The 12,768-nt window shown below is 72.1% G+C and carries 9 protein-coding genes; 4 read left to right on the top strand and 5 right to left on the bottom strand.

The window, feature by feature from the left end:
* Positions 1–30 precede the first annotated feature (30 nt).
* On the bottom strand, positions 31–594 hold the full coding sequence (locus AB0J02_RS23635; RefSeq protein WP_363195724.1) for an NAD(P)H-dependent oxidoreductase: 564 nt from the start codon (positions 592–594) through the stop codon (positions 31–33).
* 99 nt (positions 595–693) lie between these two features.
* On the opposite strand from AB0J02_RS23635, the gene AB0J02_RS23630 reads away from it, so the two are divergent.
* Positions 694–1,377 carry a helix-turn-helix domain-containing protein gene (locus tag AB0J02_RS23630; RefSeq protein ID WP_363195723.1) on the top strand — a complete coding sequence of 228 codons (684 nt, stop codon included), beginning with the start codon at positions 694–696 and terminating at the stop codon, positions 1,375–1,377.
* Positions 1,378–1,381: 4 nt separating this feature from the next.
* Here AB0J02_RS23630 and AB0J02_RS23625 read toward each other — a convergent pair whose 3' ends face one another.
* On the bottom strand, positions 1,382–2,173 hold the full coding sequence (locus tag AB0J02_RS23625; protein WP_363195722.1) for a thioesterase family protein: 792 nt from the start codon (positions 2,171–2,173) through the stop codon (positions 1,382–1,384).
* 32 nt (positions 2,174–2,205) lie between these two features.
* Positions 2,206–2,832: a TetR/AcrR family transcriptional regulator gene (locus AB0J02_RS23620; RefSeq protein WP_363195721.1), complete on the bottom strand. Its 627-nt coding sequence runs from the start codon at positions 2,830–2,832 to the stop codon at positions 2,206–2,208.
* Positions 2,833–3,032: 200 nt separating this feature from the next.
* Between AB0J02_RS23620 and AB0J02_RS23615 the strand changes: the two genes are divergently transcribed.
* Positions 3,033–4,205, top strand: coding sequence for an acyl-CoA dehydrogenase family protein (locus AB0J02_RS23615; protein WP_363195720.1), 1,173 nt, complete (start codon positions 3,033–3,035; stop codon positions 4,203–4,205).
* A gap of 126 nt (positions 4,206–4,331) precedes the next feature.
* On the opposite strand, the gene AB0J02_RS23610 is transcribed toward AB0J02_RS23615, so the two are convergent.
* Together AB0J02_RS23610 and AB0J02_RS23605 are read right to left on the bottom strand one after the other, a co-directional pair.
* Complete coding sequence (locus AB0J02_RS23610; RefSeq protein WP_363195719.1) at positions 4,332–5,909, bottom strand: mucoidy inhibitor MuiA family protein; 1,578 nt, start codon at positions 5,907–5,909, stop codon at positions 4,332–4,334.
* An 8-nt stretch (positions 5,910–5,917) separates the two neighbouring features.
* Positions 5,918–7,918, bottom strand: a complete 2,001-nt coding sequence (locus AB0J02_RS23605) for a DUF4139 domain-containing protein (RefSeq protein ID WP_363195718.1) — start codon at positions 7,916–7,918, stop codon at positions 5,918–5,920.
* A 117-nt stretch (positions 7,919–8,035) separates the two neighbouring features.
* Here AB0J02_RS23605 and AB0J02_RS23600 point away from each other — a divergent pair, with 117 nt between their 5' ends.
* Together AB0J02_RS23600 and AB0J02_RS23595 are read left to right on the top strand one after the other, a co-directional pair.
* The gene (locus AB0J02_RS23600; RefSeq protein ID WP_363195717.1) at positions 8,036–8,686 is read left to right on the top strand and encodes a DUF6226 family protein; all 651 of its coding nucleotides are present in this window, start codon (positions 8,036–8,038) and stop codon (positions 8,684–8,686) included.
* A gap of 169 nt (positions 8,687–8,855) precedes the next feature.
* A complete protein-coding gene (locus AB0J02_RS23595; protein WP_363195716.1) occupies positions 8,856–12,737 on the top strand; it encodes a glycoside hydrolase family 2 TIM barrel-domain containing protein in 3,882 nt (1,293 codons plus the stop codon).
* Positions 12,738–12,768 lie beyond the last annotated feature (31 nt).

The raw sequence follows: 12,768 nt of genomic DNA, 5'->3' as shown, positions 1-12,768 counted from the left end.
GGGCTCGGGCCGTTGCGCAGGTGCGGCGGATCAGGCGGCCACGGTCTCGCCCGCGTGGCCGTGCAGCCGGGAGAGGAGCTCGGTGAGCTGCGCGGCGACCTCGGTGTCGTCGGACGGGTGCGTCTCGGCGAAGCGGGTCAGGGAGCCCGGAATGGAGAGCTTGACGTCCTCGAGCACCTTGCCGCCGGCGATGCCCACGGACTTGCGGACCTCGTCCTGCGCCCACACGCCGCCGTACTGGCCGAAGGCGGTACCGGCCACGACGACGGGCTTGCCGCCGAAGGCGCCGGCACCGTACGGGCGGGACAGCCAGTCGATGGCGTTCTTCAGGACGGCCGGGATCGTGCCGTTGTACTCCGGGGAGAAGATGAGGAACGCGTCGGCGCTCTGCGCGGCCGCACGGAGCGTGGCCGCGGCGGCCGGGACGCTGCCCTCGACGTCGATGTCCTCGTTGTAGAAGGGGAGGTCGCCCAGGCCCTCGAACAGCTCGACCTCGGCGCCCTCCGGGGCCAGCTTGACGGCCGCCTCGGCGAGCTGGCGGTTGTGCGAACCGGCGCGCAGGCTGCCGACGAGCGCAAGGATACGAACAGACATGGGGGCTCCAGGGTGCTGGGACAAGCTCTCTACGATCCGGACCGAGGTCCGTTTACAGGTCTATCACCCTAAGCGGACCGCGGTCCAGTTCTGCCCGGAATGCTTTACGCTGTGTTCATGCCCAGCAGCCTGCCGCACCTCCCGGCGTCGCCCGACCCCGCAGGCGCACCCCAGTTGCTCGAGATCGGCTTCGCTGCGGACGACGAACCGTGCCTGCGCGCCGACGCCGCGCGCAACCGCGCCCGGCTGCTGGAGGCCGCCGGGCGGCTGGTCGCCGAGCACGGCGCGGCAGGAGTCACGATGGAAGCCGTGGCCGTCGCGGCGTCCGTCGGCAAGGGCACCGTCTTCCGCCGCTTCGGCGACCGCACCGGCCTGCTGACGGCACTCCTGGACCACACCACGAAGCAGCTGCAGGCCGACCTGCTCAGCGGGCCGCCGCCCCTCGGCCCCGGCGCACCCGCGCAGGAGCGGCTGAGGGCCTTCGGCGTCGCGGTCCTGCGCTGGTCGGCCGAGCAGCTGGACCTGCACCTGGCCGCGCAGCCGGAGCCGGAGCGCCGGCTCGCGCACCCCTCGCACCGGGTGCTCGCCACCCACGTCACGATCCTCCTGCGGGAACTGGTGCCGGAGGCCGACTGCGCGCTGCAGGCACAGGCGCTGATGGGCTACCTCGACCCCGCCCTGATCCACTACTTGACGAAGAAGTGCGAGATGCCGCTGGAGCGGCTGGAAGCGGGCTGGATCGACCTGGTCGCCCGGGTCACGGGCACCGGGCCGCCCCGCTGATCCGTCACCGGGGCGGTGCCGGATTGGCGATGGCCGTGGTGGCGCAGTACCCGAGGGGACCCGACCTGTCGTACAGCGTGCAGTGGCCGACCGCGATGCCGTCCTCGGCGGTGTGCGCCCCGGCCTCGAAGCCGATCTCGTCGCTGAGCGGAAGCCGGCTCAGGCACAGGGTGTAGTCCGCGTTGATGTAGTGCAGGCCCTCGTCGCTCGCGTGGGCGATCGGGCTGGCGGCGTCGGCGGCCAGCGCCACGCGGACGAAGGGCGAGAGGGACTCCCCGGCGACCAGGGCGCGGGGCTCCCGCAGCCAGGCCCGGCGCCGCTGGTCGCCGGACCACTCCCGCACCGGCCGCAGCTCCTCGTCGAACCGCCACAGCGTGCGCGAGCCGTGCGGCGCGGGGAGTTTCTCCGGCGGCGGCGCGTCCCACGGCCCCGTGCCGGGAATGTGTCCGGGCGGCGGTGTGCCGGTACGCAGCAGCACCGCGCCGGCCCGCGCCAGCGGCACACCGTCACCGCTGAGCACGACCGCGTCGGCGACGCGGATGCGCCGCCCGTCGCGGACCTGCTCGGTCCGGACCCGGACGGGGGCGAAGGGGGCGCTGCGGAACAGGTCGACCGTGAGCCGGGCGAAGTGCATCCCGTCGGCCCCGTGTTCACGCTCCAGCGCCCGCGCGGCGAGGCCGCCGAGGAGACGCCCGTGCACGGTGTCGGGTGTCCACCAGCCGCGGGCGTGCGGCCCGGGGACGAAAGCGCCGTCGCGGAGGGTGAAGTAGGACGCCTCGTCCTCGGTCTGGGCCACGAGTGTTCCTTTTCCGTGCTGTTCAGCGTCGGTCAGCGGACATGGAGCGGGTCGAGTCTGCGGATGAGGACGACGGTCGCGTCCCTGATCGCGTCGGCGTCCCGCTTGCGGGAACAGGTACCGATCTCCCGGCCGGCCTCGCCGATGACCGAGGTGAGGACCCCGACGACGAGCCGGTCCACGGGTTCGCCGCCGGCCCCGAGAAGTACGGCGTTCCGCCGGATCCATTCGCGGCCGCGCCCGCGGCGCATCAGCTCGAAGCCGGGCGGCCCGTCGCCGTCCATCCACAGGCGCACCAGGTCCCGCCTGCGCCAGCAGCCGTCGAGGAAACTCCGGGTGCCGACCAGGAAGAGCTCCAGGGGGTCCGTCTCGCCGGCCTCCTTGGCCTGTGCCACCGCTTCGGAGGCGTCGCGTTCACGGGCATCCTCGTAGTCCTCCCACAGGGCGACGAACAGCTCCGTCTTGCCGCCGAAGTGGTGGTAGAGGCTGCCGACGCTGGACCCGGCCCGGCGCACCACCGCGACGATCGCCGAGTCGGTGAACCCCTGCTCGCAGAAGATCTCGCGTGCCGCGTCGAGGAGGGCCCGCCGCGTCTGCTCCGAGCGGTTCCACTGCCACGCGCTGTCCCTGGCGGTGGTCCGCACTGCCTTGCGTGTCATGCGTGTCGCCACCCCTCGGCCGGGTCTCACGCCAAACCGAATCGCATTCTAAGATCCCCCAACTCGATCCGCCAGAAGCGCGGTTGAAGTTCCTCCGACCTCTTGACCGCCTGCTTCACCAGGGGCACGTTGAACACATTCCTGGATTCCCGTTCCAGGAATGCTCCAGAAATCGCGGCAGCTGCGGAAGGGGCACTGCGATGGTCGACTTCTCGCTGTCCACCGAAGAACGGCAGATCCGGGACACCGTCCGGGCGTTCGTCACCAAGGAGGTGATGCCGCTGGAACAAGAGGTCCTGCGCAACGAGCGCGCGGGCCTGCCCGGCATCTCCGCGCAGGTCATCGCCGAACTCCGCGCCAAGGCGCGCGAATCCGGCTTCTGGGGCGTCAACACCCCGCAGGAGTACGGAGGGATGGACCTCGGCGCGGTGATGTCGGCGATCATCGCCATGGAGACCGGCCGGACCTTCGTCCCCTTCAGCTTCGGCGGCAGCGCCGACAACATCCTCTACGCCTGCGACGACGAGCAGAAGCGGCAGTACCTCCTGCCCACCATCGAGGGGGAGCGCCGTTCCTGCTTCGCGATCACCGAGCCCGGCGCCGGCTCCGACGCCCGCAACATCCGCAGCCGCGCCGTGCGCGACGGCGACGACTGGCTGATCACCGGCGAGAAGACCTTCATCACCGGCGGTAACGAGGCCGACTTCGTGATGGTGTTCGCGGTCACCGACCCGGACAAGGGTGCCGACGGGGGCGTCACCTGCTTCCTCGTCGACCGCGACATGGGCTGGAAGTCCGAGCCGATCGCGACCATGGGCCAGTGGGGTCCTGCCGCTCTCGTCTTCGACGAGGTACGTGTCCCGGGGCGCAACGTCCTCGGCGAGGTCGGCAAGGGGTTCGAACTCGCCATGCAGTGGATCGGCCAGGGCCGCTACCTCATCCCGGCCCGCGCCATCGGATCCGCCGAGCGGATGCTGCAGATGGCGGTCGACTACGCCCGGGCGCGGCACTCCATGGGGCGGCCCATCGCGGACTACCAGGCAATCCAGTGGCACATAGCCGACTCCCAGGTGGAGATCGAGTCGGCGAAGTGGCTCACCCTGTACGCGGCCTGGCGGGTGCAGCAGGGCCTCGACGCCCGGCACGCCTCCTCCATCGCCAAGCTCAACGGAGCCGTGATGGCCAACCAGGTCGTCGACCGCGTGCTGCAGATCCACGGCGGCATGGGTTACACCAAGGAACTGCCCATCGAGCGCTGGTACCGCGAGCTGCGGCTGCTGCGGATCTTCGAGGGCACCGACGAGATCCAGAAGCGCACGATCGCCCGCAACCTCCTCAAGGGCCATGCGCGGCTCGGCGGGATCGGCGAATGAGTCACGCGGAGCGCCGCCGCGGAGCCCGGCACGACCCGCTCACTGCGATGCGCGTCGCTCACCTGGGCATGACCCACCTTCACGGAAAGGGCGGGCACCGCACGGAGCGTCTCAGCACCGGAACGCCTACAGCCCCGTGACCTTCGCGCTCGCCGACAGCTCGTAGACCAGCGTCACCGTCCGGCGGCCCCCCGGCGGCAGGGAGACGTCCCAGCGGGCGACGCCCTCGGTGTCGAGCGTGTCCGGGGCGGGGGAGCAGGCCTCCTCGCGCAGGCGGACCTCGACGTCCGACACCTCGGAGACCGGGAGCCGCTCGCGCAGCGTGATGACCCGGTCGTCGCTCTCGCCGGGGGCGGAGAACCGGGACAGGTGCAGCCGGACCGTGCGGGTGATCACGGTCCGCTGGGTGAGGCCGGTGGTGTCCCGGGACTCCTCGGTCTCCCGCAGCACCCGGTGGCTGTCCGAGCTGCCGAACGCCAGCTCGGCGGGGGCGCCGGGAGCGGTGAAGTCCAGGGTGCCGCGGCCGGCGAAGCCGCTGTCGCGGACCAGCTCCACGGGCCCGGCGAGCAGCGCGTGACCGGAGGTGTTGGTGAACCGCACCACCTGCGTGACCAGCGGGGAGAGTTCGGGCGCGCAGACGTACGCACTGTGGGCCGCACCGCTGCTGGTGGTGAGCGGCACACGATGGGCGCGTCCGTCGCCGGGTACCGAGGCCGGCGCGGGGGCGTGCAGGACACGGACCTCGCCGCCGTCGTCCACGCCCGGCAGCCCGGGGGCCGGGGACGGACCCGGATCGGTGATCTCCTCCTCGCGCAACTCGATCTCGACGGACCGGCGTTCGGTGGAAGACCGGTCCCGGAGGGTGAGCCGGTCCTCGACGAGCCGCGGCGGCACGGTGGCCGAGCCCGACCGGGCCGTCGAGAGCGTCAGGCGTACGCCGGACCAGTCCTCGCCGGTGCGCTGCCACACCACCGCGTCCGTCTGCAGGGCGAGTTGGCCGGCGTCGAGCGTGGCGCGGTAGGCGGGGCGCCACAACGCGCAGGGCGTGAGGTGGCTCAGGCACAGTTCCGCGGTGCCCGCGGCAGCTGCCCGCACCGCGAGTTCGACGTGCGCGGTCAGCTCGGACGGATCCTCCTCGGCGAGCTGCAACGCCTGCTGTGCCTGCGCGAGTTCGGCTGACAACGCGCGCAACCGTGCCTCTACGGTGCCGAGATCGTCCTCGTGTGTATCGCGCTCGGCATCGATGCGGTCCAACTCGGCTTCCCAGCGCGGCGATTCGGGCTCCCCGAACCCGGCGCCCTCGCCGATCTCCCGCAGTAGATCGGAGGCCAGCCTGCCCAGCAGGTCGAGGCGGGCCCGCAGCCGGTCGCGGCGCTGCTCCAGGGCCCGCTGCTCCTCTTCGAGGGCGTGCGCGTGCCGCCGCAGCGCGGAGTCCTCGTCGCCGGGTGGCCGGGGCCCGCGCGGTGTCCAGGCCCGCACCAGGCGTACGTCGAGCACGGTGGCGTCGGCGCCGCCGCCGAGTTCGGCGTGCAGGCTGCGGTCGACGGCGAGCGCGCTGACCGGTCCGAGCAGCAACCGGTGTACGCCGGGCTCCAGTTGAAGGGTGGCGGTCCGCTCGATGTGGGCACGGTCCTCCAGGCAGGTCACCGCGGTGACGGGCAGGGGGACCGGCTCGGGGACAGCGGATGTCGGGGGTGTCGGCATGGCGGGTGTCAGCTCCTCCGGTTGCCGCCGGTGAGGGCCTTGGCGGCCGGGATGCGGATCTCGTAGCCGCCGTCGAACGCGACGGTGCCGCCCGGGGGCACGGCCACCCGCCACAGGCGTGTGCCGGGTACGAGCCGATCGGGCCCGTCGCCGCCGTCCTGCGGAGCGGTCCAGTCGGCCCGTTCGTCGATGCGGATGTCGCTTTCGGAGGTCACGGGCACGCGCTCGCGGACCTCGACGGTGACCGGCGCGGAGAGGCGGTTGGCCAGCTCCACGTGGACCCGGTGATCGAGCACGGTGGTCGAGCCGCGCAGCCCCGCGGTGGATTCGCGCAGCTCGGTGCGGCGGCTGACCCGGACCGCCTCGGCGGGGCCGAGTCCCACGCGCCCGGTGCCGCCGGGGGCGAGGGTGGGCAGGGCCGTTGTCGGCAGCTGGTCGCCGTCGACCGTGACGTCCACGGGGCCCGCGAGGAGCGCCCGGTCGGTTTCGTTGCCGAGCACGAGGGTCGCGTACACGGTCTCCTCGACCGACGGCACGCAGAGGTACTCGGTGCGCAGGCCGACCGGCAGCTCCGTGACGGTGATCGTGTGCCAGGTGCCGTCGGAGGGGATGTCGGCGGGGCCCTCGGCGTCGTACCGGTGGTCGAAGGAGCCGGCCGAGTCGCGCGGCCGCACCGCATACCCGGGCAACGGCAGGGTGTCCACCGATGCGGCGCGGCGACGGTACTCGGCGGCCACCGGGTCGGTGGGGGTCCCGGGCGCGAGGAGGCCTCGGTGGCCGCCGTGCGCGTCGGGACCGCCCAGGACCAGTCCGGCGTAGTCGAGTTCGGCGTCGCTGGGGTGCGGCGGCCCGAGCTGTGGCGGTGGCGGTGGCGGTGCGGGGGCGATGCCGGGTGGCGGGGGCGCCGCGAAGGCGAGCGGCGGGCCGGCCGCCCCGGGGCTCTGCGGCGCACGCGCCTTCGACCTGCCGGCCGCACGGGGAACGGCCATGGACGGGGCGGCGGGAGCGGCTCCCGCCGGCCACTCCTCAGCGAAGCCGGCGGCCGCGACCGGCGCCCCGTGGCGCGGCTCGAACGGGCGCGGCCCCGCCGCGTCGTATCCGGCGAACAGGCCGTCGAGCCCCGCCGGAGGTTCGCGCCAGCCGGACGGCGCGGGGGCGGGCTGGCGGCGACCGATCCGCGTCGAGCGGAGTCTCGGCACGCCGGTGGGACGCCGCAGATCCGCGGTGGACAGGCCGACACGTACGCCGCTCCAGTCCTCGCCGGTGCGCTGCGCGACCGAGGCACGCAGCAACAACCTTCCCTCGTCGTCCTCTTGACGGTACGTCAGCCGATAGGAGGGTACCCAGACCGCACCCGGCACGCGGTACTCGACCTCGACTTCGACGACCTCGGCGTCGGCATGGCCATCGGCGCTGTCCAGCGTCAGGACGGCCGACACCGAGGTCCGCACCGGCGTCGACGGCGTGTCCGTAGGCGCGTTCTCCAGCCGGTCGGTGGCGACATCGAGTTCGTGCGCGAGCCGGCGGAGTTCCTCGTCCAGCTCGTCGAGCCCGGCGTGCAGGGTCACCAGTCGCCCGTCGACGAAGTCCGCGAGTTCGAGCCACGCCTCGACGGGCGTGCGCCGGTGCGGGTCCTCGCGCTTGCGTACGGGCGGCACCGGTCGCAGCGCCGCCACCTCCTCGATCCGCCGGGCCTGCCGGTCCCGGCGGGCCTCGGCCCTGCGCCGCGCCTCGCTCAGCCGCTCCACCTCACGGAGCAGTTCCTGGGGTGCGTCCGGCGGGAGGGGTTCGGCCTCGACGCCGATCCGGGCCTCGGTGACCCGCACGCCGGGCGCGTCCACGACCGTGGCGCGCAGCGACTCCGGGTCCAGCGACCGCGGCAGGCCCGGGACCCGCACCCGGCCGTCGGACGGTACGACGCCCCGGGCCAGCCTTCGGCACACCGCTCCCCGCGCGTACACCACCACCGACGTGAGCTTCGATTCCCACGGCTGCGCCGAGTCCGTCATCACGTATCTCCCCCTGCACGCCGCCGTGTACGGCACCGGATCAGGTCGAAGACTACGCCGTGATCGTCGGCCGGGCAGCCCCCGGGCAGCACCCCTGGAGTGCGTAAAGTCCCCGGTATGGATCGGATCGAACTCCGCAGGGCCGTCGAAGAGGCCTTCACCGTCACCGGGGCGGACACTCCGCCCTGGCCCGATCCGCATGCCGACGCCGAGGTGCGCGACGAGGAGTACTCGCGGTGCCTGCGGCCGGAGAAGTACCGCATCCTCGCCGCTCGCGCGGAGGCGTGGACGCAGGCGCTGTGCGGGCTCGGCCTCGCCGCGGCGGAGCCGGCCGCGGATCCCGCGGCGCTGTGGCGGCGGGCCCCCGAAGCCGGTGTCGGCAGCGCGGTGCGGCTGCGCCCGGTGCGCGCGGACGCCGTACCGCTGGTGTTCGGTCTCTCCGCCATCGACGAGGTGCCCCGAACGCTGCTCGTCGTGGCGGCGGGGGAGCCGGCCACGACGCTGGGGGTGCTGCCCGACTGCGGCTGCGACGCCTGCGACGACGGCTCCGCCAACCTGCTGGAGGTGGTCGACGAGCTGGTGGCCGCCGTGGTCACCGGCACGTTCGTGCACATCGACGCCGGGGGCGGCAGCGAGATCCTCGCCACGGGGGACGACTGGTCGGCGAGCGACTGGGACGACGCGCGGACCCCGGTCGAGGAAGCGGTCGCCGCGGCGCGGGCCGGGCGGTCGCCGTACCACGTGGTGCTCGGCCAGGCCTGGAGCTGACGCGCGCGGCCGTCCGGGCGGGACGCGGTGTGGGCGTCGGCGCTCAGGAAGCAACAGAAAATGACGTTGATATTGTCTCGGTTGTGTTCTCTTTCTAGGGTGGGCGCGGCTCAACAGCTTTCCTGGCCTCACCAGTTGCATGTCCCTGCACCTGAGGAAAGGCACATCCATGCCGCACCCGCACAGTGTGTACGTAAGCCGTCGTCGCCTCATGGAAGCGGGGGCGGCCGTGCTCGGCGCGCTCGCCCTGCCCGGCGTGCTGCCCGCGGCCCGGGCGCTCGGCGCCACGAGAGACGTCACCGCAGGCGGCGACGAGTGGAACGGGCAGATCGACCTCTTCCGGATCGGCACCGAGCCCGCCCACACCACCCTCATGCCGTACGACACCGTCGGCCAGGCGCTTGCCGCCGACCGCACCAGATCCCCGTTCCGGCGGAGTCTCGACGGCGACTGGAAGTTCGCGTACGTGGACCGGCCGGCCGACAAGCTCGACGACTTCTACCGCACCGACCTCGACGACTCCGGCTGGGAGACCACCCCGGTCCCGTCGGCCTGGCAGCTGCACGGCCACGACGCCCCGATCTACATCAACATCACCTATCCGTGGTGGGGGCCCAACGGGCTCGGCGAGGAGGCCCAGCCGCCCGCGGCGCCGACCCGGTACAACCCCGTCGGCCAGTACCGGCGGACCTTCACCGTGCCGGAGGGCTGGGCGGACCGGCGTACCTTCCTGCACTTCGAAGGTGTCAAGGCGGCCCACTACGTCTGGGTCAACGGGCAGTTGGCCGGATACCACGAGGACTCGTACACGCCCGCCGAGTACGACATCACCCCGTATCTCAAGGACGGCACCAACCAGGTCGCCGTAGAGGTCTACCGCTACTCGGACGGCGACTGGCTCCAGGACCAGGACATGATCCGGCTGAGCGGCATCTTCCGGTCCGTGTACCTGTATTCGACGCCCACCGTCCACCTGCGCGACTTCAAGATCGAGACGCCGCTCGGTGACGGCCACACCTCGGCGGAGCTGTCGGTCACGGCGAGCGTGCGGGACTACGCGGGCGATGCCGGAGGAAAGACGTACACGGTCGAGACGCAGCTCTACGACGCCGGAGGGCACGCCGTCTGGGCCCGCCCACTGACGCGCTCCGCCTCCCTCACGGAGACCGAGGTGAGCGTCGAGGCCGCCAAGTCCGTTCCCTCGCCGCGCCTCTGGTCCGCCGAGGACCCCTACCTCTACACCGCCGTCCTGCGGCTCCGTGACCCCTCGGGCAAGGTCGTCGAGACGCTCTCGCACCGCGTCGGCCTGCGTGAGTTCGCCCTCAGGGACGGGCTGATGCGCATCAACGGGCAGCCCGTCTCCCTGCGCGGCACCAACCGCCACGAGATGCACCCGGACCACGGCTCCGCCCTCACCCGCGCCGACCTGGTCGAGGACATCAGGATCATCAAGCGGCTGAACATCAACTCCGTCCGCACCTCGCACTACCCCAACAACCCGCTCTGGCTCGAACTCGCCGACGAGTACGGCCTCTACCTCGTCGGCGAGACCAACCTGGAGACCCACGGCGTCCGGGACGAGTACCCGACCAGCCACGCCGACTGGACCACCGCGTGCGTGGCCCGCGCGCAGAACATGGTCCACCGCGACAAGAACCACGCCTGCGCCGTCATCTGGTCGCTCGGCAACGAGGCCGGCGGCGGCTCCGCCTTCAGCGCCATGTACGACTGGATCCACGCGTACGACCCGACCCGCGTCATCCACTACGAAGGGGACGACCGGCCCGGGGTCAGCGACATCCGCTCCAAGATGTACGAGTCGCCGACCGCGGTGGAGGCCCGCGCGAAGGACACCACCGACACCCGCCCGTACGTGATGGTCGAGTACGCCCACTCGATGGGGAACTCGACCGGCAACTTCAAGGAGTACTGGGACGTCGTCCGCCGCCACGACGTCCTGCAGGGCGGCTGGATCTGGGACTTCGTCGACCAGGCGCTGAACTGGCCGGCCCCGGCGCGCACCCTGCTGACCGAGACCGGCCCCGTGGGACTGACGGGCGAAGTCATCAACCCTTCGGGCTCGTTCAGCCGCGAGAAGGGGATCGGTGGGGCGACCGTCTTCGCCCGCGACGACCGGCTCGACCTGCGGAGCTCGCTCACCCTCGAGGCCTGGGTGACGCCGCATGTCCGCTATTCCGACCAGCCGCTCCTGACGAAGGGCGACACCCACTACGCCCTGAAGCAGTCCGGCAAGACGCTCGAGTTCTTCATCTACGCGGACGGCCAGTGGATCACGGCGTCCTGGACCACCCCGGACGACGGCTGGACGGGGAACGAACACCACGTCGCGGGCGTCTTCGACGCGGACGCGGGGACGCTGACCCTCTACGTCGACGGCGCGGCGAAGGCGACCAAGGCCACCACCCGAAAGCCGACCGGCAACACCGCGCCGCTGTCCCTCGCGGGCGAAGTCGACAACTCCACAAGGGAGTTCAGCGGCACGATCCGCCGGGCCAGGGTCTACGCCCGCGCCCTCAGCGCGGGCGAACTCGCCGACAGCGGGCGGGGCCCGGACGGCGACGGCGTGCGCTTCTGGTTCGACGCGGCCACGGTCGGACACAAGGCGAAGAAAGCCGGGGTCAAGACCTTCCCGGCGTACGGCGGCGACTGGGGCGACAACCCCAACGACGGCGCGTTCAGCGGCGACGGCATCGTCCTGCCCGACCGCGGCCACACCGGCAAGGCGGCCGAGGTCAAGCGGATCTACCAGGCGATCGGCGCGGCGCCCAAGGCAGGCGGCGCCCCCGGCGAGATCACCCTCACCAACGAGAACCTCTTCACCAACCTCCGTGCCTGGGACGGGACATGGGAGCTGGCCGTCGACGGCCGCGTGGAGCGGCGCGGCAGGCTCAGCCGCGCACAGCTCGACGTGGCCCCGCTCAGCAGCAAGGACATCACGCTGCCGGTGAAGCTGCCGAGCAACCCGGCGCCCGGTGCCGAGTACTTCCTGCAGCTCTCCTTCACGACCAAGGAGCGCACCCCGTGGGCGGACACCGGTTTCGAGGTGGCGCGCGTGCAGTTGCCCCTCGACGCGGGAAGCCCCGAGGTCGTACCCGTACCGCTCGCGCAGGTGCCGAAGCTGTCGTACAAGGACGGCGACGCGAACGTCACCGTCACCGGCGACCGCCTCAAGGTCGTCATCGACAAGTCGACCGGGCTCATCACGACGTTCGAGGCGGGCGGCACGAAACTCCTCGTCTCGGGTGCGGTCCCCAACTTCTGGCGCGCCCCGACCGACAACGACCGCGGCAACAGCCAGCACACCCGCAACCAGACCTGGCGGGACGCGGGCGCGCGCCGCGCGGTCACAGGCGTTACGGTGCGCGAACTCGACGGCCGGGCAGTCGAGATCACGGTCAAGGGCACCCTGCCGACGACCACCACCTCGACGTACAGCACGACCTGCACCGTCTTCGGCAACGGGGAGATCAAGGTCGACAACACCCTCCACCCGGGCGCCTCGAACCTCCCCTACCTCCCCGAGGTCGGCACCCTCCTGCACCTCCCCGCGGCCTTCGAGCAACTGCACTACTACGGCCGCGGGCCCGAGGAGAACCACTGGGACCGCAACGACGGCACCGACGTGGGCCGGTGGTCCTCCACCGTGCGCGACCAGTGGACCCCGTACATCCGGCCGCAGGAGAACGGCAACAAGACCGACGTGCGCTGGGCGGCCCTCACCGACCGGCGCGGACACGGCCTCCTTGTATGGGGCGACGAACTCCTGGAGGTCAACGCCTCCCACTTCACCCCCGAAGACCTGTCGGTCGGCGCCCGCCACGACTACCAGCTCACCCCGCGCGACGAGGTGGTCCTGCGCGTCAACCACCGCCAGATGGGCATCGGCGGCGACAACAGCTGGGGCGCGCACACGCACGACGCGTACAAGCTGCTCGCCGACCGGGACTACGCCTATACGTACCGGCTGCGGTTGATCACGGAGGTGGATGAGGCGGTGCGGCTGACGCGGCGCCCGAGCTCGGTGAAGTAGCCCCGCGTCCCGCGATCAGTGGAGTGAGCCG

Origin of the sequence: Streptomyces sp. NPDC050264 (assembly GCF_040655895.1) — a bacterium.
Lineage (GTDB): Bacteria > Actinomycetota > Actinomycetes > Streptomycetales > Streptomycetaceae > Streptomyces.
The sequence above is the reverse complement of the archived record's forward strand: the minus strand, read 5'-3'. Positions and strand labels throughout refer to the sequence as shown.